This window comes from Paraburkholderia sp. SUR17, from assembly GCF_029536165.1.
GTDB lineage: Bacteria > Pseudomonadota > Gammaproteobacteria > Burkholderiales > Burkholderiaceae > Paraburkholderia > Paraburkholderia kururiensis.
In genome coordinates this window covers 1,973,808-1,997,088 of the sequence record NZ_CP120508.1, presented here as the reverse complement: position 1 = coordinate 1,997,088, position 23,281 = coordinate 1,973,808, and the positions used below count along the sequence as shown (strand labels likewise).

The following is a 23,281-nucleotide window of genomic DNA, read 5'->3' as shown; positions in this document are numbered from 1 at the left end:
GCCGTGGCAGCGGGGGCGGGTTTGCGGCTCGGGAGTCGGTGTCGTGCTGGCGTTCCTGGTCATCGGCAGCTTTTGCACGCCGTGGCGCAGGCGTTACAGGGCCAACCCAGGGTCAACCCAGGGCCAACCCAGGGTCAACCCAGGGCCAACCCAGGGCCAACGCGCCTCGCGCGGACTTGCCGCTGTTCCGCTTGAGCGAGCGCCGGCGGCTCCGGGCGGCGCTAAGCGGCTCGAGGTGGGGCTCGAGGCGGCCCTGTCGCGACCCGTACTGGCTTCAGGTGCTCAGGCACGCATGCTGCTTGGTTCTTCGTTCAAGACCTGGGAGCGCAACATGTCACGCATGATCTGGAAAGGCGCGATTAGTTTCGGCCTCGTGCACGTGCCGGTGCAGTTGTTTCCGGCGACGCGTTCGGAGAACGTGAGCTTTCATCTGCTCGACAAGCGGTCCATGGACCCGGTGGGCTACCGGCAGATCAACAAGCGCACCGGCAAGGACGTGCCGCGCGAGCAGATCGTGCGCGGCTACGAGTACGAAAAGGAAAAGTACGTCGTGCTTTCCGACGACGAGATCCGCGCGGCGAACCCCGAATCCACGCAGACCGTCGACATCCTCGCCTTCGTGGATGCTCCCGCCATCTCGTTCTTCTATCTCGAAACGCCGTACTTCCTCGCGCCGGACCGCAAGGGCGAGAAGGTCTACGCGCTGCTGCGCGAAGCCTTGAAGGCGTCGGGCAAGATCGGCGTGGCGAGCGTGGTCATGCACAACAAGCAGCATCTCGCTGCGCTCGTGCCGCTCGGGCCCGTGCTCGCGCTCAACACGCTGCGCTGGGCCGACGAGATCCGGCCCGTGAGCGAACTCACGCTGCCGCCCGAAGACGCGAAGAAGGCCGGCGTGACGGCCCGCGAACTGGACATGGCGAAAAAGCTGATCGACGACATGAGCGAGGACTGGAACCCCGAGCGCTATCACGACACGTTCCGCGACGACGTGCTCGAACTTGTCGAGCGCAAGATCCGCGAAGGCAAGACCGAAGAGATCGAAACGCCGGAAGAGCCGCGGCCGCGGCGTAGCGCCGACATCCTGGATCTTTCGGAGCTGCTGCGGCGCAGCCTCGGGCGCGGCAAGGGCCGAGGGAGCGGGCGAGCCGAGCGCGACGAAGAGCCGGACGACGACCCGTCGGGCGGCGAAGCATCGGAGGACGGCAAGCGCGGCAAATCGCGTAGCCGTGCGCGCGGCGACGGCGCAGGCACGACAACCCGTGCGACAAACGGCACGACTGCGCGAAGCAGCCACGCCGCCGCGCGCGGCACGGGCCGCACAACGGCGCGCTCGACCTCGCGCGGCACAGGCCGCAAAACCAGCGAAACCGCGCGCAAGGAAACGCCGCACAGAAAGCGGCACGCGGCGTGATGGCGCGAGGCGCAGCAGCAGGTTGAGGCAAACGCACAAGCAAAGGCACAAGCAAAGGCACAAGCAAAGGCACAAGCAAAGGCACAAGCAAAGGCACAAGCAAAGGCAAACGGGCATGGCCGGCAAACTCGACACCTATCAGCGCAAACGCCGCTTCGATGCCACGCCGGAGCCATCCGGCGCGCCGAAGCGTGCCGCTCGCGGTACGCGCGGTACAGGTACAGGAAAGACCGCCGCCGCCACTGCGCGCGCGAAGCGGCGCGGCAACGGCCATGCGCTGTCCTACGTGATCCAGGAGCACGACGCGCGGCGGCTTCACTACGATTTCCGGCTCGAGCTGGACGGCACGCTCAAGTCGTGGGCAATACCGAAGGGGCCGAGTCTCGATCCGTCGGTGAAGCGGCTGGCGGTTCATGTCGAAGACCATCCCATCGAATACGGCAGCTTCGAGGGCGAGATTCCCGAAGGCAACTACGGCGCGGGCACGGTGCTCGTCTGGGACCGCGGCGTGTGGGAGCCCGCGGGCAGCGAAAAGGAGGCGCTCGAGTCTTACCGCGCGGGCAAGCTCAAGTTCAGGCTCGAAGGCGCGAAGCTGCACGGCGGCTGGACGCTCGTGCGAAGCGGTATGCGCGGCAGCGGAGACAAGGAGCAGTGGCTGCTCATCAAGGAGCGCGACGAAGAGGCGCGCCGCACCGACGAGTACGACGTGCTCGCCGAACGCCCCGGCAGCGTGCTTTCGCCACGCGGTGCAGCGGCGGCGCGGCCTGCGGGTGCCGCGGGTGCCGCAGGCCCAGCCGGCACTGCGGGCGCGGCACGCCGCAACAGCGCAGGCACCCCGCGCCGATCAAAGCAGTCATCGAAGGCCGACCGCCCCGACATCGTCGCCACGCGCAACACCGAGTCGCTGCGCGAGCTTGCGCGCGAGCCCGGCATCGAAGGCGCGGTAAAGGCGGCGTTGCCGGCCACGCTCAAGCCGCAGCTCGCCACGCTCGTCGATTTCGCGCCGCCCGGCAACGACTGGGTCTATGAGATCAAGTTCGACGGCTATCGCGTACTCGCGCGCATCGACCATCACGCGCGCAAAGAGACGGTGCGCATTTTCACGCGCACCGGCAACGACTGGACCGCGAAGTTCAGCCGCCAGGCGCGCGCGTGCGAGCGGCTGGACCTCGAATGCGCGTGGCTCGATGGCGAGGCGGTGGTGCTAGACCGTCACGGCATGCCGGACTTCCAGGCGCTGCAGAACGCGTTCGACGCAAACCGTCCCCAGGACATCACGATCTTCGTGTTCGACGTGCCGTTTCTCAACGGCTACGACCTGCGCGGCGTGCCGCTCGTGCAGCGGCGCGCGATCCTGCGCGCACTCCTTGCCGACGTCGACGAGCGCACCCACGGGCTGCTGCGTTTTTCCGAGGACTTCGCGGTGAATCCCGACGAACTGCTGCAAGGCGCCTGCGCGAACGGACTCGAAGGCATCATCGCCAAGCGCGCCGATAGCCATTACACGTCGGCGCGGGCGTCGTCGTGGATCAAGCTGAAGTGCCGGCAACGGCAGGAGTTCGTGATCGGCGGCTATACCGAGCCCGCGGGCAGCCGCGCGGCGTTCGGTTCGCTGCTGCTCGGCGTCTATGACGCGAAGGGCAAGCTCCAGTACGCGGGCCGGGTCGGCACGGGCTTCGACGCCGCCAGGCTGCGCGCCGTGAAGAAGGAACTCGACGCGCTCGAAACGCAGCGCATGGCGTTTGCGACCATGCCGCGCGAGCGCAGCAGCACGCCCGTGCACTGGGTGAAGCCCGAACTCGTCTGCGAGTGCAATTTCGCGCAGTGGACGGGCGACGGCCTCGTGCGCCAGGCCTCGTTCGTGAGCCTGCGCCGCGACAAGCCCGCGCGTCAGGTGACCCGCGAAGCGCCGGTGCATGCGGCGGCATCCGCGGATGAACCGGCACAGGACCGTTCGAATGAGGAGGACACCATGCAGCAGACCGGGGAAACAGTGGGAAAGCCCTCCCGCTCGAAGAAGGCTGGACGTACTGCACGTACTGCACCTACTGCACGCGGTACGTTGTCGGCGGCATCGGGCGCATCCGCTCTGTCGAAAGCCCGCTCGCGCAATGCATCGGCCGAGGTGGCGGGCGTCCGCATCTCGCATCCCGATCGGGTGATCGACCCCGACAGCGGCACGCACAAGCTCGACCTCGTCCATTACTGGGAGTGGGTGGCGCCGTGGCTGCTGCCCCATCTGCAGGACCGGCCCGTTTCGCTCGTGCGCGCGCCCGACGACATTGGCGGCGAACTGTTCTTCCAGAAGCACGCGCAGAAGCTGGAGATTCCGCACATCACCCAGCACGCGGGCCTCGATCCGGGCCACGCGCCGCTCCTGACCATCGACAGCGTCGAGGCCCTCGTGGGCGCGGCGCAGATGGGCGTGATCGAGCTGCACACGTGGAACGCGCTCGTCACGGACATCGAGCGGCCCGAGCGCATGGTGTTCGATCTCGACCCCGACCCGGCGCTCGGCTGGGACCGCATGATCGAAGCCGCGGAACTCACGCGCACGATCCTCACTGAACTGGGCCTCGAATCGTTTTGCAAGACGAGCGGCGGCAAGGGCTTGCATGTGGTCGTGCCGCTCACGCCGCAGGCCGGCTGGGACGAGGTGAAAGCCTTCTCGCAGGCTGTCGCGCAGCATATGGCCGCTACGCTGCCGGACCGGTTCAGCGCGAAGATGGGCCCGCAGAATCGCAAGCGCAAGATATTCGTGGACTACCTGCGCAACAACCGGGGGTCGAGCACCATCGCCGCGTATTCGGTGCGTGCGCGGCCGGGGCTCGGTGTCTCGGTGCCGATCACGTGGGACGAGGTTCCCGGCACCACGGCCGGCGACCAGTGGACGATCGCGAATCTTCACGAGCGGCTGGACGCGTTGCGGCAGGACCCGTGGGCCGGTTATGCGAAGACGCGCCAGCGCATTACCGCGACCATGAAAAAACGGCTTGGCGTGAAGAACTGAAGCGCGTAGCCGCATACAACGGCATACATTGACGTATAGCGTCGTATAGCGACGTATGGCGACGTATGGCGACGTATAGCCCCGGGCACGCGAGCGGAGATCGGGGAAAGCGGACTGCCGTCAGCCGCGCTCGTGGCATGTGCTGCGCCCGGCGCATCATTCCATTCCAGTAAGGAGCCTCGGATGAAAGCTGTTGGTCTTTATCGTTATCTGCCCGTCGACCATCCCGAAGCACTCGTCGACGTGGACATCCCCACGCCTGAGCCGCAAGGGCGCGATTTACTCGTGAAAGTCGAGGCGATCTCCGTCAATCCCGTGGACTACAAGGTGCGCGCACCGAAAGACACGGTGGAGAAAGCGCCGCGCATCCTGGGCTGGGACGCTGCGGGCACGGTGGCCGCCGTAGGCCCCGAGGTCGAACTCTTCAAGGTGGGCGACCCGGTGTTCTACGCGGGCAGCATCACGCGGCCGGGCGCGAACAGCGAATACCACGTCGTGGATGAACGCATCGTGGGCAGCAAGCCCGCCTCGCTCGACTTCACGCACGCCGCAGCTTTGCCGCTCACCGCGATCACGGCGTGGGAGGCATTGTTCGACCGGCTCGGCGTGTCGCCCGAAGGCGCCGATGCGGGCCGCTCGGTGCTGATCGTGGGCGGCGCCGGCGGCGTGGGCTCCATCGGCATCCAGCTCGCGAAACGGCTCGCGAAGCTCACGGTGATCGCCACGGCGTCGCGGCCCGAATCGGCGAAATGGGCGCGCGGGCTCGGCGCGGACCACATCGTCGACCACTACGGCGATATGCCCGCACAGATGAAATCTGCGGGCTTTGAGCAGGTGGACTACGTGCTGCTCTTCAACGACACGGACGCCCACTTCCCGGCCGCCGCGCAGATCGTGAAGCCGCAGGGCGCCATCTGCACGATCGTCGAGAACGCGAAGCCCGTGCCGGTCGAGCTGCTCAAGGCGAAGAGCGCGTCCTTTCACTGGGAGTTCATGTTCACGCGCTCCATGTTCGGCACGCCCGACATGATCGAACAGCACCGTCTGCTGGGCGAAGTTGCGCGCCTCGTGGATGCGGGCACGCTGCGCACCACCGTAGGCCAGCATCTGGGCACGATCAACGCGCAGAACGTGAGGCATGCGCATCAACTGCTGGAGGCGGGGCGCGCTATCGGAAAGATCGTGCTGTCGGGGTTCTGAGCGCGGCACATAGGCTCATGCGGGGTTCATGCGGGGCTCATGCGGGGTTCATGCGCGGGTCCGGGCGGCGGGGCCACGCGCAAAAAACGCGCGGCGACAAGCGGGGGAATACCTGAATCGGTGCGCGTCGCGGCGGTCGCGGGGTGGAGTTAGACTGGCAGGACACCCTAAGACTGGAAGGCAGCACCGCGCCGCATGCGTGGCCGTTTGAACGCGCGATGGCGCGGCGCCACAACAAGGAGGTGAGGTATGAGCTCCCGCCGTACACGCCGGGCCGTTGTTACCGCAGCCGTACTTGCCGTCGTTTCGGGAGGTAGATTCATGACGAAGGCCGAGGCCGCGCCGCCCGTCAAGGTGACGTCGCAGACGCCGCCCGACGGTCCCATCCAGTACACCGTCAAGGTCGTGTCGAAGGAGTTCGGCAACGCGCAGGAGACGCGCACGCTGCGGTCCGGCCAGACCGACGACTTCACGTGGAAGACCGTGCCGCCCGGCGGCTCCGTGAGCGTGAACAACCAATGCCCCGGCTACGCGGACCTGCCGCTCGACGCGAACGGTGCGCTGCTGCGTCAGACGCGGATTCGCCTTGCGCCCATCGTCGCGAGCGACGGCACGGCTACCGTGCAGTTGAGCTTCCAGGCGCAGGCGCCGCGCGGCAAGGCGACGGTGAAGAGCGGCGGCAAGACGCTGACCTGTCCGACCTTCGCAGCGACGAACCAGGTGCTGCGCTTCGCGATGCCCACCAATGGCACGGTGAAGACCGTCACGCTCACCGACGGCACGCAGGTCAGCGTGTCTGCCAAACGCTAGGCGCGGCCCGCCGTTCGCTCCACGAGCCGCGCCGCGAGAAAGCGGTGCTCGGCCGAGAACAGGTGCCGGTAGGTAAGCAGCACGGCGCCCACGGTACCGAGCGCCGACGACGCGGCGATCAGAAACATGATCACGATCTGGTAGCGCACGGCCTGCAGCGGCGATTGCCCCGCGAGCACCTGGCCCGTCATCATGCCGGGCAGGCTCACCACGCCTACCACGGCCATCTGGTTGAGCGTAGGAATCATGCCGGCCCGCACCGCCTGGCGCGCGGGCTCCTGCGCCGCTTCCCAGCGCGTGGCACCCAATGCGAGCGCCATTTCGACGCGGTCGCGCCGGGCCGTGAGTTCTTCGGTCATGCGCTCCACGCCGAGCGACACACCGGTCAGCGTGTTGCCGAGAATCATGCCGAGTATCGGAATCGCGTATTGCGGCGCGTACCACGGCCGGATGCGAATCACGACGAAGAGCCCGACGGCCGCTACGAGCCACGAACTGACCCAGATCGAGACGATGCTGTCCGCGCGCTGGCCCGCGTAGGTGCGCGAGCCGCGCTGCGCGCCCGCGAAACCGGCGATCAGCGTCATCAGCGCCATCAACGGCAGCACGGCGTACCAGCGGTCGTACTGGAACACCCATCCGAGCACGTAACCGATCGCGAGCAGCTGCACCACGGTGCGCACCGCGGCCCAGGCGAGCTTGCGTTCGAGATCGAGCTTGAGCAGCACCGACACCGCGCCGTTCACCACGATCAGCAACGCCGCGATGCCGACGTCGACGAGGCTGAGGTTTTGCAGGCTCGTGTTCATCGCGGGGACTCCTTCGGGGTGGTCGAATCGGACTGCGTCGCGGGTTGCTTGCCTTCGTGCCGGGGCCGGGTTTCCAGCGGCGCCGTGGCTGCGGCGGCGGGCGCTTCTGGGTTCGCGTCCGTTTCTGCGTTCGCGTCCATTCCGCCGAGCACGCCGGCGCGCATCGTGAGATGCCGGTTGCTGACGCGTTGCGCCTGGGCGGGATCGTGCGAGACCCAGATCGCGGCGCGTTGGGTCGTACCGCTGTCGCAGGCCTCGAACCATGCGAGCACGAGCGATTCGATGGCGCGCGACGACTCGGGGTCGAGCGACGCCGTGGGTTCGTCGAGCAGCAGCACTTGCGGATCGAGTTGCAGCACGCGCACGAGCGCCGCAATCTGCGCTTCGCCGCCGGAGAGTTCGCTTGCTCGCCGTGCGAGGAAGTCGTCGCCGCGTCCCGCCGCGCGCACGAGTGCCGCGGCGCGCTCGCGGTCGAACGAAACGTCGCGGTAGACGCGCAGCGAATACGGATAGCGCAGGTTGTCTTCCACGGTGCCGTCCAGCATGGCGGGGCGCTGGCGGATGTAGGCGACGTTGCGCCGGTAGCGCGGCATCGCCTCGCGCGAGACGGGTTGGCCGTGCCACCACACGTCGCCGCCATCGAGCGGATCGAGCAGGGCGAGCGCGCGCAGCAGCACGCTCTTACCCGAACCGGAGGGACCGGTGACGGCGGCGCGGTCGCCCGCATGCAGCGCGAGGCTGGCGGCGTGGAGCAGCAGCTGGCCGCGCTCGGCATCGCGGCGCACGATGGCGCGGGCTTCGAGAAGGGGCGTATCGGTCATGGGCGCGGTTATTCGGGGACCTGCGGCGCGGCGGCACCGCTCGCGTGGTTTCTTCGTCCGTGGCCGGATGGCTTCGCGGGCGGCCCGCACGAGGCCGGGCCGCGGTTTGCGGGGCATGCCGCGCTGCGGCATCATACGGAGCCTTCGGGGCGTGAAAGCGGACTGGCCGCTGCGGCGGGCACGGACTCTGCTGCCGCCCTTATAAACGGTCAAAAACACAACGGAGCAGGCATGACGCCGGAGCAGACCCCCGCGCGCACTCCCGGCCGACGCGTCGGCAAGATCATCGCATGGCTCGTAGCGCTCGTCGCTGTCCTCGTCGCCGTGGTGGTCGTGGTCGCCGTGGTATTTCTCACGTTCGACTGGAACCGCGCCCGCCCCTGGGTGGACGACAAGGTGAGCCAGGCGATCGGCCGCACCTTGCGCATCGAAGGCGACCTCAAGCTGGGCTGGCAGCATCCGGTGGGCGAGACCGGCTGGCGCGCATGGGTGCCGTGGCCGCGCTTTTCGGCGGCGCACATCACTGTGGCCAATCCCGACTGGGCGAAGACGCGCTACTTCGCGACGCTCGACGAGATCGACTTCGAGGTCGAGCTGCTGCCGCTCCTCGCACATCGCATCGTGGTGCCGGTGATCAACCTCGTGAATCCGTCCGTCGATCTGGAGCGTACCCAGGACGACCGCAACAACTGGACCTTCAAGCTGCCGTCGTCGAGCGGGCCGTCCACCTGGAAGCTGGATCTGCACGATGTCGCGTTCGCCAAAGGCTATGTCGCGTATGCGGACCAGAAAACGAAGGCCGACGTGCAACTGACCGTGGACACGCTGGGCCAGGCGATTCCGATCGGCGACGTGATGGCGGCGCAGGAAAATGCGTCGCGCAACGCGTCGGCGCAGATGGTGGGCAAAGCGGGCGCGGCGCGGCTGGCGGCCCAGGCGAAGGCAATCGAGGCGTCGGAGGCTGTCGAGGCTTCGGGGGCTGTCGAGGCTTCGGGGGCTTCCGGCGCTTCAGGGGCTTCCGGCGCTTCTGGCACTTCGGTTCCGGGCGCGACTGCGGCTGCTTCCGGTTCGCGGACGGCGGCCGCGTCGGCTCCGGGCACGCCAGGTTCGGTCAGTTCGGGGTCGGCGGCCAGGGCTCCGGTGGCCTCGGCGAGCGCGGTCGCCTCGGCGGGCAGCGGCTTCGCCAGTGCAAGCAGGGCCGCCAGTTCCAGCAGTGCCGGCAGTTCAAGCAGCACCGCCAGTTCAAGCAGCACCGGCAGTTCAAGCAGCACCGGCAGTTCAAGCAGCACCGCCAGTGCAAGCAGCACCGCCAGTGCAAGCGAAGCCGGCCGCGCTACTGCCACGCCTGCCGCCGCACCGCTCTACGCCATCGGCTGGACGCTGAAGGGCACCTACAACCACGCGCCCGTCTCCGGCGCCGGCAAGCTGGGCGGCATACTCGCGCTGCAAGACGCGAATCGCCCGTTCCCCGTGCAGGCCGACGTACGCGCGGGCGACACGCACATTGCGCTCGTGGGCACGATCACCGATCCCGCGCACCTCGCGGCCGTCGATCTGCGCCTGTGGCTGCAAGGCGCAAGCATGGCGCATCTCTACACGCTCACCGGCATCACGTTGCCCGAGACGCCGCCTTACGCGACGGATGGCCGGCTCGTCGGCCAGTTCAAGCGCGACGGCAACGTGTTCCGCTACGAGAATTTCACGGGCCGCGTGGGCGGTAGCGATCTCAACGGCACGCTGGCGTGGTTCCAGCGTCAGCCGCGGCCGCTGCTGCAAGGCCAGCTGGTGTCGAACCTGCTGCAGTTCTCCGACCTCGCGCCGATCATCGGCGCCGATACCAACGCGAGCAAGCGCAAGCGCGGCGACGTCTCGAAGCAGCCGGCGGACCGCGTGATTCCCGTCGAGGCATTTCGCACCGACCGCTGGAAGGCCATCGACGCGGACGTGACGCTCACGGGCCGGCGCATCGTCAAGAACGCGAACCTGCCGATCACGGACCTCTACACGCACGTGCTGCTGCGCGACGGCGCGCTCTCGCTGCAGCCGCTGCGCTTCGGCGTGGCGGGCGGCACGCTGGATTCGAATATCGACCTCGACGGCAGCGGCGTGCCGCTCAAGGGGCGTTTCGCCACCGCGGCGCGTCACCTGAAGCTCAAACAGCTGTTTCCGGGCGTGAAGTCGATGCAATCGGCGCTCGGCGAGATCAACGGCGACGCGTCGCTCACGGCCACCGGCAATTCGCCCGCCGCGCTTGCCGCCACCTCGAGCGGCGAGGTGAAGGCGCTCGTGACGCAGGGCACCATCAGCCTGCTGCTCATGGAAGCGGCGGGGCTCAACGTGGCGAACGTGGTCTATGAAAAGCTCTTCGGCACGCGCGACGTGAAGATCAACTGCGCCGCCGCGGATTTCGTCGCGACCGACGGCGTGCTCGACTCGCGCGTGTTCGCACTCGATACCGAGGACGCGGTGATCAACATCGACGGCAAGGTGAATCTTCACGACGAGTCGATGGATCTCCACATTCATCCCCATACAAAGGGCTTTCGTGTGTTCTCGCTGCGCTCGCCGCTCTACGTGAAAGGCACGTTCAAAGACCCGCACGTCGGCGTGGACGCCGCCGCGCTCGCGTTGCGCGGCGGGGCGATGGTGGGGCTCGGGTTGCTCAATCCGTTCGCAGCGCTGATTCCGCTCATCGCCCCAAGCAACAACCAGCCGTTGCCATGCGCCAATCTGCTCGCGCAGATGCGACAGCAGCCCACGGCTCCGCCGCCGGGACAGAAGGAGAAGGCGCCGCGTCTACCACCGGCGGGCACGGGCGCGCACGCGCCAGGTGGTGCGGCCTCGCGATAGCAGGCCGGACCGGCAGGGCTTACCCAGGATTTAGCTGGAAGTGTTCAAGCGACGCCCGGGCCTGTTATGAACTGAACAGGCCCGGCGCAGCAGACCCTAGCGCAGCGAGCGCGGCGTGGCGTCGCCCGCCGCGTCTTGGCGCCGCGCGCCACGACGGGCGGCGAGCCCTGCGCGCGTAGCGCCGAACTCGGGCAGAATCCGCCCGCGAGCGCGGCTCGCAAAGACAAGGAAGCCGAAACCGTCGGCCTCATACCAATAACCGCCGTTCTCGAGACCGTCGAGCGGCTGCTCGAGCGCATTCGCAATGGATTCGATACAGCGGCGGCGCAACTCCGCGGTGGCCGGGTAGGGCGGCTGCGCGCCGCGCACGCTGCACAACAGCACGTCGAGTCCGGGGAGGACATGCGCATAGAGCACGGGCTCGTCCTGAGCGCGCGCACGCGCGATCTTCGTGTCGAGCTGGCCGAACGGTTTGAAATGCGTGAGTACGGCGAGAAAGGACTCGTCGCTGTCCGCCTTCACGCGCTTACGCTTCTTCGGGAAGGACATAAACATTCGCCTGAAAAGGAATTGCAACAAACGCAGCGTTCTCATGCGACCACTCCCGGCCTCGCGCGCCGCACGTCGATCTTTTATAGCATACGAAAATGCCGGATTCACGATGATTCGACCAACTGTCCGACTCATGTGCACCGCACGTCTCATGCCGGACCGCGCGCCGCGCTGCAGGCGTCTCCGGACTTCTGTCTGTAGCCATAATATAGACCGGCATGCCCGCGCAGTGCATGCAGGCCCCATAAAAAAGGCCGTCTTGCACGCTGTTAGTGTGTGCCTTATGTGCGCTGGCGCTTGCAGGGCGGGTCGTTGAAATATCTGCCGTTCAACAGGATAATGGGCCGCTTCCGTACATGCGAAGTTCCCGCCCTCGCGGGGCGCCCGTCTATCCGTTCGGGCGCGGCCCGCAGCGTCGCGCATGTCGTGCAGAAGTGCACAAGAGCATAAGAGCCACGAGCGCACGATTCGGCAACCTGGACGCCTATCGATGAAACTGTTCACCAAGGGTCTGCTGCTGATCGCCGTGCCGAGCGCCGTCGAACTGGCGCTGTTGGGGTTCGTGTTCGGCACCCAGGAAGAGGCCATGCAGGCCGCGAAAGGCGCGGCGGACAGCCAGCAGGTTCTCTGGCAGGCCACCACGCTCGCCCAGCCGCTGTTGCGCGAGGCGGCGCGCGTGCGCACAGGCGTGGTGCTGGGCGACCCGTCTTTCATCGACCGGCGCGCCATCTGGGCCGACTTCTCGGACCGTCTCGGCCAGCTCGAACATCTCGTGGCCAACCAGCCCGAACAGGTAGCACGCGTGCACCGCATGCGCGCCGCGGCAGAGGCCTGGCGCACCGAGGTGTCGGGCGTGGCGAGCGCGCTCTACGAAGGGCGCACCATCGGCCCTTATGCCGACGCCCAGAACGATGCGCTGCCGCCGCAAATCCAGCTCGTGCGCACACAGCTTGACGATTTCATTACCGAAGAGCGGCGCCGCGATTCGGAGAGCCGTGCATCGCTCGCGCTCACGCGCACGCGCCAGCAGGCCGCGCTGATTGCTGCCGTGGTGGGATCCATGCTGATCTGGGCGGGTTCCGCGTTCGTGTTCGCGCGCAACATCGGCAGGCGGCTCGCGGTGCTCACGGCCAATGCCGGGCGGCTCGGCAACAGCCAGCCGCTCACCGCGCCGCTGTCGGGCAACGACGAGATCGCGGCACTCGACACCGTGTTGCACGACACCAGCGCGCGGCTGCGTGGCGCCGAGCGCGAGCAGACCGAACTCAAGGCGCAGCTCGAAGCGCGCGCGGCCGAACTCGCGCGCCTGAACGAGCATCTGCGCCAGGAGACGCAAGACAACGAGATGTTCATTTACAGCGTCTCGCACGACCTGCGCTCGCCGCTCGTGAACCTGCAAGGGTTTTCGAACGAACTGCAGGTCTCGTGCGACGACCTGCGCACCACGGTGGAAACGGCGCGACTGCCCGCACCCGAACACGAGCGCCTCGCCGAAGTGCTGGACGGCGACATCCGCGAGTCGCTGCAGTTCGTGCGGCACGCGGTGAGCCGGGCGGCGGCCATCATCGACGCGCTCCTGCGCATTTCGCGCGCGGGGCGCGTGGAGTACCACTGGCAGCGCGTGAGCATAGGCCGTGTGATGGCACGTATCGTGGACGGCCTGGAAGGGACGCTCGCCGGGCGCGGCGCCTCCATAGCGGTGCGCGAATTGCCGCCGGCATGGGGCGACCCGGCAGCGATCGAACAGGTGTTCGGCCAGTTGACCGGCAACGCGCTGCGCTATCTCGACCCCGCGCGGCCGGGCCGCATCGAGGTGGGCGCGCTCGACCCCGAACCGGAAGAGCCCGTCGACGAACACGATCCGGCCGCCGTGCCGCGCCCTCGCATGCGCACCTACTATGTGCGCGACAATGGCGTGGGCATTCCCGCGGGCTCGCTGCCGGGCATGTTCCGCGCGTTCTCGCGTCTGCGCACCGACACGGCCGAAGGCGAGGGCATCGGCCTTGCCATCGTGCGGCGCACCGTGGAGCGGCACGGCGGGCGGGCGTGGGTCGAATCGGTGGAAGGCGCCGGGTCCACGTTCTTCTTCACGCTGCCCGAGCAGCCCTTGCGTGCACCATGAAGCTAACCTCAGAGTGCACCGGACAACCAACCGCGAAGCAAACCACCCAGCCCACCATGCCGAGATCTCACGTCCGCCTCGCCACGCGCCACGCGCGCCTCTCCTTCCGGAGCCAACCATGACACAAGGAGAGACCGTCAGCATCGTGCTCGTCGAAGACGACGACGGCCATGCGACGCTCGTCGAACGCAACCTGCGCCGCTCGGGCATTTCGAACGGCTTTCTGCGCCTTCGGGACGGTGCCGAAGCGCTCGACTACTTCTTCGGCGATCCGGCCGCGCACGCGGAGCGCGCCTGGCCTGCGCGCGACCAGCTCACGAACGTCGTGGTGCTGCTCGACCTGCGCATGCCGCGCGTGGACGGCTTCGAGGTGCTGCGCCGGCTGAAGGCGTCGCCGGAAACGGCCGCGGTGCCCGTGATCGTGCTCACCACCACCGACGACCCGCGCGAGATCGAACGCTGCTACGAACTGGGCTGCAACGTCTACATCACGAAGCCCGTCGAATATGACGCGTTCATCGAGGCGGTACGGCGGCTCGGCTTCTTCCTTCAGGTCGTGAAGCTGCCGCAGGGCCAACGGTTCGCTTCACATGGATGACGACGCGGCCGGCGCCGCACCCCGGGGAACCGCTACGAACGAACGCTTTTTCACAACACACGCCGCCGCTTCCACCAGCATGACCGACCGCGCTACGCCTGCCGCCTACATTCTCGTCGTCGACGACGACGAAGGCATTCTCCGTCTTGCCCGCAAGTCGCTGATGCGGGCCGGCGTGCGCGTGGCGACCTGCACGGGCGCCGCGAGCGCACGCGAACTGATCGCCGCCGAGGCGCCCGATCTGCTCGTGCTCGACTATCAGCTCGACGGCCCCGAAACCGGGCTCGATTTCTTCCGCCGCCTGCGCGCCGAAGACGTGCGCATTCCGGCCATTCTCGTCACGGGTTTCACCGACGAGTCGCGCGTGATCCAGGCGCTGCGCGCGGGCGTCTCCGACGTGGTGCCGAAGTCGGGCGACTATCTCGACTATCTGCCCGAAGCGGTGGAGCGCGTGCTCGCGCAGATTCGCCTGCAACGCGCGTCGGCCGAAGCGCTCCTGCTGCTCGATCGCGAAGAGCACTACCGCACGCTTTCCGAGGCGCTGCCGCACCTCGTGCTCACGTGTCGCTCAGATGGCCGCTGCGATTTCATCTCGAAGCAGTGGGTGGAGTACACGGGCCTCGACGAAACGCGTTCGCTGGGCCTTGGCTGGCTCGACGCCGTGCACGCCGACGACCGCGAAGAGGTGCGTCGCACCTGGCTTGCGGCGGTGTCGGGCGGCGCGACGGGTTACTACCACCACGAAATGCGGATCCGGCGCCACGACGGCGCGTACCGCTGGTTCGACGTGCGCATCGTCGCCGTGCGAGATCCGCGCGGCGGCGTGAACAAGTGGTTCGGCAGTTGCACGGACATCCAGCCTCAGCGCGAGGCGATCGAGGAACGCGAACGGCTGCTCGCCTCGGAGCAGGCGGCGAGACAGGCGGCCGAAGACGCCAATCGCGCGAAGGACCGCTTTCTCGCCATGCTGTCGCACGAGCTGCGCACACCGCTCACGCCGGTGCTGGCCGGCACGCGCGTGCTGGACATGATTGTCGATCTGCCCGAGCAGGCGCGCGCGAGCGTGCGGATGATCCGCCGCAATATCGAACTGGAAGCGCGCCTGATCGACGATCTGCTCGATCTCACGCGCGTGGCCAACGGCAAGCTGAGCCTCACGCTGGAAACGGTGGACGTGCACGAGGTGATCGACAGCGTGCTCGAACTCTTTCGCAGCGAGATTCAGGTCAAGCAGCAGGACGTGCACATCGACACGGCGGCGCGCCATCACTACGTGCGCGCCGACCGCGCGCGCCTGCAGCAGATGCTATGGAACCTCGTGCGCAACGCCGCCAAATTCACGCCCGACGGCGGACACATCTACGTGCGCACGCGCGACGAAGGTTCGCAGATCCAGATCTCGGTGGAAGACACCGGCATCGGCATTGCGCCCGAGCAGATCGGCAAGCTGTTCAATGCGTTCGAGCAGGGCAGCCACAACATGACGCGTCAGTTCGGCGGCCTGGGGCTGGGCCTTGCGATCACGAAGGCACTCACCGACGCTCATGGCGGCCACGTGAGCGCGAAGAGTCCGGGCGTGCATTGCGGCGCGACCTTCACGATCGTGCTGCCTGTCTGCGAGCCGCCGCAGGCTGAGCCGGCGGCGCCCGTGTCGGCCGTATCCATGGCCGCGTGCACGTTGACGATCCTGATGATCGAAGATCACGAGGACACGGCCGAGGTCATGGCGCAGCTTGTGCGCAGCCTTGGTCATGACGTGACGGTGGTGAGCCTCGTGGCCGATGCGTTGGCGGCGGCCCAGAGCATCGAGTTCGATCTCGTGATCAGCGACGTGGGTTTGCCGGACGGTACAGGCCTCGATTTCATCCGCGCTTTCCGCGAGCATTCGGCGGTGCCGGCCGTTGCACTGACCGGCTTCGGCACCGACGAGGACGTGCGCCGCAGCATCGAAGCCGGTTTCACCTGGCATCTCACCAAGCCGGTGAATTTCGCGCAGCTCGAACAGCTGATCGAGAGCGCGGCGAGGCAGAAGGCCGAACCGCCGGGGGCGACGCCACCACTCGAGCAGACGGCGCGCGACGTCGATCTGGGCCTATAGCGCTCGATAGCCCCTCGTTGCTCTGCCGGCGCAAACCGCGAGCAGAGCAATATGCCGGCAGGTATCAGCGCGGCTGGCTCTTCAGCGTGTCGCGAATCTCGCGAAGCAGCAGCACGTCTTCGGGCGTGGGCGCCGGCGCGGCGGGCGCGGCTTCTGCGGGCTGGCGCAGCTTGTTGATGAACTTCACCATCAGAAAGATGATGAACGCGAGGATGAGGAAGTTGATCACGGCCGTGATGAACGAGCCGTAGCCGAACACGGCCACGCCGGCTGTCTGCAGATCTTTATACGAATCGGGGTTGCCCTTGAACGAGGGCGGAATGGTGCCGAGCCGGACGAACTGGTTCGAGAAATCGAGGCCGCCGGTGACAACGCCAATGACCGGCATGATCAGGTCCTTGACGACCGAATTCACGATGGTGGAAAACGCGCCGCCGATGATGACGCCGACCGCCAGATCCATCACGTTGCCCTTGACGGCGAATTCCTTGAATTCCTTGATCATGCCCATGGGGCGGACCTCCTTGAAGTTATTGATTGGGTAGCGCGGCATTAAAGCACGCCGTTCGGCCAATGATAGTCAACGTCTTACCGTGAGGGTAGCGATTCGCGCTGCGAGGCGAGGCTCATGCCCTCAAGCCGGTTTCGTGCCTGCATGTGCGCCCGCACCCGCCACCGCGCGGCCGATGTGCACGACGAAGCTCGCCGGATCGATGTTGGTGCCGCACAGAAGCACGCCCACGCGCTTGCCCTGAACCGTCTCGCGCAGCGGTCCGACGAGCGCCGCCGTGGCGGCCGCGCAGGCCGGCTCGACGGCGAGCTTGAGCTGGTTGAAGAGCAGCAGCATGGCCGCGCGCAAGGCGTCGTCGGAAACGGTCACGATGCGGTCCACGTGGCGGCGGCACAGTTCGTAGCTGTATTGCTCGGTGAACGGCGCCATCAGCGAGTCGGCAATGCTCTCCACGTGGCTCATCTTCACCGTGTGATTGGCCGCGAAGCTGCGGCTCATCACGTCGGCGCCTTCGGGCTCCACGCCGTACACGTGCACGCGCGGATTGGCGAGGCGCAGCGCCGTGGCCACGCCGGCCGCGAGCCCGCCGCCGCCTATGGGCACGATCACGGCGTCGAGGTCGGGCGTCTGCGTGGCCCATTCGTAGCCGAGCGTCGCAGTGCCGAGCACCGTGCGATAGCCGTTGAACGGATGCACGTAGTAGCGGCCTTCTTCTGCCTCGACCTGGCGCACGGTTTCGAAGGCTTCTGCCGGGCTGCCGGCCATGACGATCTCGGCCTTGTACTGGCGGCACAGCGCCACGCGCGCGGGATTGGCCGAATGAAACAGCACGACCTTTGCGCCGATGCCGAGCCGCATGGCCGCATAGGCCACGGCCACCGCATGATTGCCGCCCGACACGCAGGTCACGCCCGCGCTGCGCTGGGAGCTGTCGAGCGCGAGCATGTTCGTGAACGCGCCGCGCGCCTTGAAGCTGCCGCCCGCCTGCAACAGTTCGAACTTGAAGTTGACGATGGTGTCTTCGAGCGACGGAAAGTCGTGGCGCTCGAACACCGGCGTTCGCACTACCCACGGCGTGAGCGCGAAGTGCTGCGTGGCGATGTCGTCGAGCGTGGGAATCGGCTCGCCGTCTATCGTATGGTCGGTGTGCTGCGGGGTGGCGGTGGACATGGCGCGCGGGCGTCGGCGTGAACGGTTTGCGAAGCGTGCGCGTTAGCGCAGCTGCGCCTCGAGCGACATGCTGTGAATGAATCGATGCAGGAAGCGCTCGCATTCGGCGAGCTGCGTGAGCGCGACGAACTCGTTCGCCTTGTGCGCCTGCTCGATGTCGCCTGGCCCACACACCACGCTCGGAATGCCGGCCCGCGCGAAGAGTCCGGCTTCGGTGCCGTAGGCGACTTTGCGCCGGCCGGTGTCGGACGTGAGTGCGCGCACGAGCTGCGTGACGGCGGCCGCTTCGGCGTCGTCGAGGCCCGGTGCTGCGGCAACCTTCGTAAATTCGATGGCGGCGGCTGCGTGCTCACGTTGCATCTTCGGCAACAGCGTTTCGCGTGCGTACGACTCGATGCGCGAGAAGATCGCGTCGGGGTCGAGCGTGGGCAGATTGCGGAATTCGAAGGCGAAGGTGCATTCGGCGGGCACCGTGTTCACGGCATTGCCGCCCGCGATGGTGCTGGTCTGCGCCGTGGTGAACGGCACGTCGTAGAGTTCGTCGAACGGGCCTTGCTCGCGGAAGCGGTCCGCCATGTCGCGAATGTGGCAGATGAGACGCGCCGCGTATTCGATCGCGTTGAGCCCCTTCGGCGTGAGCGACGAGTGCGCGGCCTGGCCGCGCACGCAGCAGCGATACACGTTGATGCCCTTGTGGGCGATGATGGGCCGCATGCTGGTCGGCTCGCCCACGATGCAGCCTTCGGGCGCGACGCCGCGCTTCACGAGTTCGTCGATCATGAGCGGGGCGCCTACGCAGCCCACTTCCTCATCGAACGAGAGCGCGAGGTGAATCGGCTTCGCGAGCTTCGTGGCGAGCATCGTGGGAACGAGCGTGAGCGCGGCGCCGATGAAGCCTTTCATGTCGCAGGTGCCGCGGCCGTACAGGCGGCCGTCGCGAATCTCGGGCTTGAACGGATCGCTGTCCCAGGCCTGGCCGTCCACGGGTACCACGTCGGTGTGGCCCGAGAGCACGATGCCGCCTGCGATGCGGTCGTCGTGCGCCGGAATGGTCGCAAACAGATTGGCCCACTTGCCGCTATCGTCGTGCGTGAGGGTGGACTGCACGCCGAGCGCGCGCAGCGCGTCGCGCACCGTCTCGATCAGACCCAGGTTTGGATTGCGGCTCACCGTGTCCATCGACACGAGGCGGGTCACCCACGGAAGCGAAGCGGGGGAAGCGTTTGAATCGGATGAAACGGAAGATGCGGAAGGAGGGACGGCGGAGGGTGCGGAAGACAGACCGGGCGACGTGGCGGGATACGCTGACGCAGCAACCTGGGACATGGCAGAACTCCACTGGTTTATCGTTGGATCATACAGAAAAAGCCGAGCCTCGCCAAAGGCTTGCGGCGTAAGGTAAGCGACCAGTAAGGGCTCGGCAAGGGGTTTGCGCGTTGCAGCATGAATGCCTTGCGCTCTGGTATCGAGGAGCGTGAGCGGAGCACGAAGCAGCACGAAGCACCTCGAAGCAGCACGAAGCAGCGCGAAAGACACGCGCGGCGCGCAGCGCGTGTCGTCCTGCAAGCCGCCCGCCGCGAAGCGCAGCGGGCGGTGCAAACCGCAGCCTTCGCGTGGCTTGCCCTGCTTACCGCACCGACGTGGCGGCGCCAGCGGCCGCATGACGGGCCGGCGTGCCGAGCGCGCGCAGCGTTTCCTTGACGGTGGCCACGCGCACGGCGAGGTCGGGGCTGCGGGTTTCGATGCGCAGCTTGTCCTGACCCGCGAGCTTGATGTGCCGGTTCTTCTGCACCATCTCGATGATCCGCATGGCCTCGATGGGCGGGTTCGGCACGAACTGCAGTCCGATCACGGCTTCGCCCGCGTCGATCTTCGAAATGCCGAGCGGCCGCGCGGCGAGGCGCAGGCGGTGCGTCTCGACGAGCGCGTGCGCCTGCGGCGGCAGCTTGCCGAAGCGGTCGATCAGCTCTTCCTGGATGCTGTCGATCGCGTCGTCGTGTTCGCAGTTTGCGAGGCGCTTGTAGAGCGAGAGCCGTTCCTGCACGTCGCCGCAATAGTCGGCGGGCAAGATGGCGGGCGCGTGCAGGTTGATCTCGGTGGTTGCGGCGAGCGGCGCGTTGAGGTCCGGTTCGCGGCCTTCCTTGAGCGCCTTCACGGCGTCGTTGAGCATGTCCGTGTAGAGCTGGAAGCCGATCTCCTGAATCTCGCCCGACTGCTTGTCGCCCAGCACTTCGCCCGTGCCGCGAATTTCCAGGTCGTGCATGGCGAGATAGAAGCCCGCGCCCAGCTCCTCCATCTGCTGGATGGCTTCGAGGCGGCGCTGCGCCTGCTTCGTGAGGCCCTGCGGGTCGTGCACCAGCAGATACGAATAGGCCTGGTGATGCGAGCGGCCCACGCGTCCGCGCAACTGGTGCAACTGCGCGAGCCCGAACTTGTCGGCGCGATGGATCAGGATGGTGTTGGCCGTGGGCACGTCGATGCCGGTCTCGATGATGGTCGTGCACAGCAGCACGTTGGCGCGCTGGGCCACGAAGTCGCGCATCACGCGTTCGAGTTCGCGTTCGTGCATCTGGCCGTGGGCCACGGCGATGCGCGCCTCGGGCACGAGGGCTTCGAGCATCGCGCGGCGGTTCTCGATGGTCTCCACCTCGTTGTGCAGGAAGTACACCTGGCCGCCGCGCTTGAGTTCGCGCAGCATGGCCTCGCGGATCACGCCGTCTTCCTCGCGCCGCACGAAGGTCTTGATCGCGAGGCGCTTTTGCGGCGCCGTGGCGATCACCGAGAAGTCGCGCAGGCCTTCCAGCGCCATGCCGAGCGTGCGCGGAATCGGCGTGGCCGTGAGCGTGAGCACGTCGACTTCGGCGCGCAGCGCCTTGAGCGCTTCCTTCTGGCGCACACCGAAACGGTGTTCCTCGTCGATGATGACGAGCCCCAACCGCTTGAACTGCACGTCCGACGAAAGCAGCTTGTGCGTGCCGATCACGATGTCCACGGTGCCGTCGTTGATCTGCTGGATCGCGGCGTTGACTTCCTTCGTCGACTTGAAACGCGAGAGTTCGGCAATGCGCACGGGCCAGTCGGCGAAGCGGTCCGTGAAGGTCTGCGTGTGCTGTTCCGCAAGCAGCGTGGTGGGCGAGAGCAGCGCCACCTGCTTGCCGCCCATCACCGCGATGAACGCGGCGCGCAGCGCGACTTCGGTCTTGCCGAAGCCCACGTCGCCGCAGACGAGGCGGTCCATCGGCTTGCCGCTCGTCATGTCGCCGATCACGGCCGCAATCGCAGCGGCCTGGTCGGGCGTTTCCTCGAAGCCGAAGCTTTCGGCGAACTTCACGTAGTCGCGCGGTTCGAGCTTGAACGCATGGCCCGCGCGCGAGGCGCGGCGTGCATAGAGGTTGAGCAGTTCGGCCGCGGTGTCGCGAATCTGCTGGGCCGCCTTGCGGCGCGCCTTTTCCCACTGACCGGAGCCGAGCGCGTGCAGCGGCGCGCTTTCGGGGTCCGCGCCGCTGTAGCGCGAGATCACGTGCAACTGCGAGACGGGCACGTAGAGCTTGCTGTCGCCCGCGTATTCGAGGTGCAGGAACTCCGTTTCGCCTTCGCCGAGGTCCATCGTGATGAGCCCGCAGTACCGTCCGATGCCGTGCTGCGCGTGGACCACGGGGTCGCCCACCTTGAGTTCGGAGAGGTCGCGCACCATCGAATCGACGTTGCTCGCCTGCTCCTGGCGGCGCCGGCCCGTGCGGCGCACGAGCGTGCCGTAAAGCTCGGTCTCGGTAACGACGGCGAGCCCTTCGGCCGGCACGATGAACCCGTTCGCGAGCGGCGCGACGCCGAGCGAGAAAGGCGCGTCGCCCGTGAGCCAGTCTTCGAAGCTGTCGGTCTGCGCGGGGCGCAGGGCGTTATCGGCGAGCAGTTGCGCGATGGTCTCGCGGCGTCCCGCCGATTCGGCCGCGAACAGCACGCGGTTCGGCGTGGTGGCAAGCCAGGCGCGCAGTGCGGCGACGGGGTCGTCGGCGTGGCGGTCGAGTGCGAGGCCTGGCAGCGGCGCGGCCCAGCCGCCGCCGCTTGCGCCCGGCAGCACGAGGCGCGCGAACGGTTTGGCGAGCGTGAAAAAGTCGTCGTCGGAAAGGAACAGCCGCTGGGGTTCCAGAATCGGCCGGTCGCGGTCGTGCGAGAGGAAGCTGTGGCGCTGCTTCGTGTCCGCGGTGAAGCGGCGGATCGCCACGTCGAGGTCGCCCGAAAACACGAGGTGGGCCGCGGGCGGCAGGTAATGGAAGAGCGTGGCCGTCTCTTCGAAGAAGAGCGGCAGGTAGTACTCGATACCGGCCGACGGCACGCCGTTGCCGATGTCCTTGTAGATCGACGCGCGGCTCGGGTCGCCTTCGAACACCTCGCGCCAGCGGCTGCGAAACGCGGTGCGCGCGGTTTCGTCGAACGGAAACTCGCGGCCGGGCAAGAGGCGCACGTCGCGCACGGGGTAAAGGCTGCGCTGCGAGTCGGGGTCGAACGCGCGGATCGAATCCACCTGGTCGTCGAACAGGTCGATGCGGTACGGCAGCGGCGAGCCCATCGGATAGAGATCGATCAGCGAGCCGCGCACGCAGTACTCGCCGGGACGCACCACCTGGCTCACGTGCTCGTAGCCCGCGAGCGTGAGCTGCGCCTTGAGCTTCGCTTCGTCGAGGCGCTCGCCCTGCGCGAACGAAAACGTGTAGGCCGCGAGGAACGACGCGGGCGGCATGCGGTACAGCGCCGTGGTGGCAGGCACGAGCAGGATGTCGCAACGGCCTTCGCCCAGGTCGTGCAGCGTGGCGAGCCGCTCGGAGACGAGGTCCTGGTGCGGCGAAAAGGTGTCGTAGGGCAGCGTCTCCCAGTCCGGCAGCAGACGCACGCGGGCATTCGGCGCGAAGAAGGTGATTTCCTGCGAGAGCCGCTGCGCGTCCACGGCGCTCGCGCAGACCACCGCGAGCAGCGGAATCTTGTCGCGGTAGGCGAGATGGTAGCGGGCGATCAGAAGTGCATCGGACGACCCGTGCGTGCCGTCGAACGCGAAGCGCTGCCCGCTCTTCACGAGCGCGACCGGGCAGGCCGGCGGCAACGGAGAAGACGGGGACGACGATGAAGCGGCGGTATCGGACATAGGAAAGGGAGCGGCCTTGGGCGGCAATGAAGCCGTGATGATGCGCGATTGCAGCGGCCGCCGGACCGCGCTCGGGCGTGCTCCGGCGTCAACGCAAAGGACCTATTATAAAATCCGTCCTTCCATTTGGCTCCCGCAGCTTTCGCACCCGGCTCAGACGGGCGCTCCGGCGAGCGGCGTCC

15 protein-coding genes are annotated in these 23,281 nt (G+C 67.3%); 8 read left to right on the top strand and 7 right to left on the bottom strand.

The features are described 5' to 3' along the window. The first annotated feature begins 331 nt into the window (after positions 1 to 331). The 4 genes from P2869_RS08785 to P2869_RS08770 all read left to right on the top strand — a co-directional run bounded on the left by P2869_RS08785 (position 332) and on the right by P2869_RS08770 (position 6,431). Positions 332 to 1,411, top strand: coding sequence for a Ku protein (locus P2869_RS08785; RefSeq protein ID WP_277596233.1), 1,080 nt, complete (start codon positions 332 to 334; stop codon positions 1,409 to 1,411). A 115-nt stretch (positions 1,412 to 1,526) separates the two neighbouring features. After that, positions 1,527 to 4,421, top strand: coding sequence for a DNA ligase D (gene ligD, locus P2869_RS08780; protein ID WP_277596232.1), 2,895 nt, complete (start codon positions 1,527 to 1,529; stop codon positions 4,419 to 4,421). 183 nt (positions 4,422 to 4,604) lie between these two features. Next, on the top strand, positions 4,605 to 5,621 hold the full coding sequence (locus P2869_RS08775; RefSeq protein ID WP_277596231.1) for a zinc-binding alcohol dehydrogenase family protein: 1,017 nt from the start codon (positions 4,605 to 4,607) through the stop codon (positions 5,619 to 5,621). A gap of 249 nt (positions 5,622 to 5,870) precedes the next feature. Further along, positions 5,871 to 6,431, top strand: a complete 561-nt coding sequence (locus tag P2869_RS08770; RefSeq protein WP_277596230.1) for a DUF6013 family protein — start codon at positions 5,871 to 5,873, stop codon at positions 6,429 to 6,431. On the opposite strand, the gene fetB is transcribed toward P2869_RS08770, so the two are convergent. Continuing rightward, positions 6,428 to 7,240 (bottom strand): iron export ABC transporter permease subunit FetB, encoded by an 813-nt coding sequence (gene fetB, locus P2869_RS08765; RefSeq protein ID WP_126877338.1) that lies wholly within the window; start codon positions 7,238 to 7,240, stop codon positions 6,428 to 6,430. The genes P2869_RS08770 and fetB overlap by 4 nt on opposite strands. Then, entirely contained in the window at positions 7,237 to 8,061 is an 825-nt protein-coding gene (locus P2869_RS08760) for an ATP-binding cassette domain-containing protein (protein WP_277596229.1), read from the bottom strand. Before P2869_RS08760 ends, fetB begins: the two co-directional genes overlap by 4 nt. A 231-nt stretch (positions 8,062 to 8,292) precedes the next feature. On the opposite strand from P2869_RS08760, the gene P2869_RS08755 reads away from it, so the two are divergent. Continuing rightward, the gene (locus P2869_RS08755; RefSeq protein ID WP_277596228.1) at positions 8,293 to 10,911 is read left to right on the top strand and encodes an AsmA family protein; all 2,619 of its coding nucleotides are present in this window, start codon (positions 8,293 to 8,295) and stop codon (positions 10,909 to 10,911) included. Between the two features lie 96 nt (positions 10,912 to 11,007). Here P2869_RS08755 and P2869_RS08750 read toward each other — a convergent pair whose 3' ends face one another. Further along, the gene (locus P2869_RS08750; protein WP_026121240.1) at positions 11,008 to 11,505 is read right to left on the bottom strand and encodes a hypothetical protein; all 498 of its coding nucleotides are present in this window, start codon (positions 11,503 to 11,505) and stop codon (positions 11,008 to 11,010) included. Between the two features lie 448 nt (positions 11,506 to 11,953). Between P2869_RS08750 and P2869_RS08745 the strand changes: the two genes are divergently transcribed. The 3 genes from P2869_RS08745 to P2869_RS08735 all read left to right on the top strand — a co-directional run bounded on the left by P2869_RS08745 (position 11,954) and on the right by P2869_RS08735 (position 16,281). Continuing rightward, positions 11,954 to 13,585 carry a sensor histidine kinase gene (locus P2869_RS08745; RefSeq protein WP_199539990.1) on the top strand — a complete coding sequence of 544 codons (1,632 nt, stop codon included), beginning with the start codon at positions 11,954 to 11,956 and terminating at the stop codon, positions 13,583 to 13,585. Positions 13,586 to 13,703: 118 nt separating this feature from the next. Beyond that, entirely contained in the window at positions 13,704 to 14,183 is a 480-nt protein-coding gene (locus P2869_RS08740) for a response regulator (RefSeq protein WP_017773783.1), read from the top strand. A gap of 79 nt (positions 14,184 to 14,262) precedes the next feature. Further along, entirely contained in the window at positions 14,263 to 16,281 is a 2,019-nt protein-coding gene (locus P2869_RS08735; protein ID WP_051061961.1) for a response regulator, read from the top strand. Positions 16,282 to 16,345: 64 nt separating this feature from the next. Here the strand turns inward: P2869_RS08735 and mscL are convergent, their stop codons facing one another. The 4 genes from mscL to mfd all read right to left on the bottom strand — a co-directional run bounded on the left by mscL (position 16,346) and on the right by mfd (position 23,099). Next, the gene (gene mscL, locus P2869_RS08730; RefSeq protein ID WP_017773785.1) at positions 16,346 to 16,792 is read right to left on the bottom strand and encodes a large conductance mechanosensitive channel protein MscL; all 447 of its coding nucleotides are present in this window, start codon (positions 16,790 to 16,792) and stop codon (positions 16,346 to 16,348) included. A 123-nt stretch (positions 16,793 to 16,915) separates the two neighbouring features. After that, complete coding sequence (locus P2869_RS08725) at positions 16,916 to 17,962, bottom strand: threonine/serine dehydratase (RefSeq protein ID WP_017773786.1); 1,047 nt, start codon at positions 17,960 to 17,962, stop codon at positions 16,916 to 16,918. 42 nt (positions 17,963 to 18,004) lie between these two features. Then, on the bottom strand, positions 18,005 to 19,141 hold the full coding sequence (gene argE / locus P2869_RS08720) for an acetylornithine deacetylase (protein ID WP_277598084.1): 1,137 nt from the start codon (positions 19,139 to 19,141) through the stop codon (positions 18,005 to 18,007). 448 nt (positions 19,142 to 19,589) lie between these two features. Then, positions 19,590 to 23,099 (bottom strand): transcription-repair coupling factor, encoded by a 3,510-nt coding sequence (gene mfd, locus P2869_RS08715; protein ID WP_277596227.1) that lies wholly within the window; start codon positions 23,097 to 23,099, stop codon positions 19,590 to 19,592. Between the last annotated feature and the right edge of the window lie 182 nt (positions 23,100 to 23,281).

Bases quoted from the DNA above. Each gene is read 5' to 3' on its own strand.
- P2869_RS08785 (WP_277596233.1), top strand. From the start codon at position 332: ATGTCACGCATGATCTGGAAAGGCGCGATTAGTTTCGGCCTCGTGCAC.
- ligD (WP_277596232.1), top strand. From the start codon at position 1,527: ATGGCCGGCAAACTCGACACCTATCAGCGCAAACGCCGCTTCGATGCC.
- P2869_RS08775 (WP_277596231.1), top strand. From the start codon at position 4,605: ATGAAAGCTGTTGGTCTTTATCGTTATCTGCCCGTCGACCATCCCGAA.
- P2869_RS08770 (WP_277596230.1), top strand. From the start codon at position 5,871: ATGAGCTCCCGCCGTACACGCCGGGCCGTTGTTACCGCAGCCGTACTT.
- fetB (WP_126877338.1), bottom strand. From the start codon at position 7,240: ATGAACACGAGCCTGCAAAACCTCAGCCTCGTCGACGTCGGCATCGCG.
- P2869_RS08760 (WP_277596229.1), bottom strand. From the start codon at position 8,061: ATGACCGATACGCCCCTTCTCGAAGCCCGCGCCATCGTGCGCCGCGAT.
- P2869_RS08755 (WP_277596228.1), top strand. From the start codon at position 8,293: ATGACGCCGGAGCAGACCCCCGCGCGCACTCCCGGCCGACGCGTCGGC.
- P2869_RS08750 (WP_026121240.1), bottom strand. From the start codon at position 11,505: ATGAGAACGCTGCGTTTGTTGCAATTCCTTTTCAGGCGAATGTTTATG.
- P2869_RS08745 (WP_199539990.1), top strand. From the start codon at position 11,954: ATGAAACTGTTCACCAAGGGTCTGCTGCTGATCGCCGTGCCGAGCGCC.
- P2869_RS08740 (WP_017773783.1), top strand. From the start codon at position 13,704: ATGACACAAGGAGAGACCGTCAGCATCGTGCTCGTCGAAGACGACGAC.
- P2869_RS08735 (WP_051061961.1), top strand. From the start codon at position 14,263: ATGACCGACCGCGCTACGCCTGCCGCCTACATTCTCGTCGTCGACGAC.
- mscL (WP_017773785.1), bottom strand. From the start codon at position 16,792: ATGGGCATGATCAAGGAATTCAAGGAATTCGCCGTCAAGGGCAACGTG.
- P2869_RS08725 (WP_017773786.1), bottom strand. From the start codon at position 17,962: ATGTCCACCGCCACCCCGCAGCACACCGACCATACGATAGACGGCGAG.
- argE (WP_277598084.1), bottom strand. From the start codon at position 19,141: ATGGACACGGTGAGCCGCAATCCAAACCTGGGTCTGATCGAGACGGTG.
- mfd (WP_277596227.1), bottom strand. From the start codon at position 23,099: ATGTCCGATACCGCCGCTTCATCGTCGTCCCCGTCTTCTCCGTTGCCG.